The organism is Paratractidigestivibacter sp., from assembly GCF_052362415.1.
Taxonomy (GTDB): Bacteria; Actinomycetota; Coriobacteriia; order Coriobacteriales; family Atopobiaceae; genus Paratractidigestivibacter.
In genome coordinates this window covers 1-951 of record NZ_DAWEMK010000188.1, presented here as the reverse complement: position 1 = coordinate 951, position 951 = coordinate 1, and the positions used below count along the sequence as shown (strand labels likewise).

Here is a 951-nt window from a genome sequence, read left to right as displayed (position 1 = left end):
GTCGAGCTGCCGTTCACGCTCGGCGGCCACCCCGCCTTCAACGTCCCCGTCCCCGGCGCCGAGGGCGAGGCCTTCGACGACTACAAGCTCCTCTTCCCCGAGAAGTGGACCGCCAAGGTGCCCCGCATCGACGAGTCCGGCTTCCACGACTTCGGCCAGATGACGACCCTCTTTAAGGACGCGCGCGAGATGGACCTCTCGCACGAGCTGATCGAGCGCCTGCTCACGATCGTGTTCTGCGACGTCCCCGGCAACCGCGTGAGCCTCGTGGGCAAGAAGTCCGGCCACGGCGTCGAGCTCGAGTTCCCCGGCTTCGACTACCTCGGAGTGTGGACGGCGAGCGCGGACGCGCCCTTCGTCGCCATCGAGCCGTGGCACGGCTGCGCCGACGCCTACGACGAGTCGGGCAGATTCGAGGACAAGCGCGACACCATCGAGCTCGCCCCGGGATCCACCTGCGAGCTCTCCTTCACCATCACGCCGTTCTAGGCTTTCGCGCGCAGGGGCGCCCTCCGCCCCTCTTCATTGCTCGGCGCTCGCCGCTGCGCGGCTCGCTCGTTCGCTGCGCTCTCGACTCGCATGAAGAGGGGCGGAGGGCGCCTTGGGTTCGTCGGCAGTCAGGATGCGAAGCTAGGGAGAGCTCGCGGGTGGAACACGGAACCGCTGGAGGTCGCTACCTCACGCATAGAACCTGAGAGACCCCCGTGGTCGGCGCGATGCCGGCGACGGGGGCCTCCCAGATTGTGCGTGAGGTTCAGCTCCGCTTAGGACGGCCCGAACGGCTTGTGCTAAGGCATGTACCAAGCCGAGTGATCGGTGTGCAGAAGGTGCTCGGCTTTCTCGGAAAGCGGCTCGCCGAGGTAGTCCTTGTAGCACGCGAGGACATCAGGGTTCTCGTGGCTGAAGCGCACCTGGGCGCCCTTGTCGAGCGAGCGCAGGACGCGGGCGCGC

At 67.4% G+C, this 951-nt stretch carries 1 protein-coding gene and 1 pseudogene; one reads left to right on the top strand and one right to left on the bottom strand.

The annotated features are described in order from the left end of the window. Window positions 1–489, top strand: a pseudogene (locus ACT84W_RS10740) (aldose 1-epimerase family protein); the annotation flags it as partial. A gap of 299 nt (window positions 490–788) precedes the next feature. On the opposite strand, the gene ACT84W_RS10735 reads toward ACT84W_RS10740, so the two are convergent. Further along, window positions 789–938 (bottom strand): iron hydrogenase small subunit, encoded by a 150-nt coding sequence (locus ACT84W_RS10735; RefSeq protein ID WP_444329213.1) that lies wholly within the window; start codon window positions 936–938, stop codon window positions 789–791. Window positions 939–951: the final 13 nt, after the last annotated feature.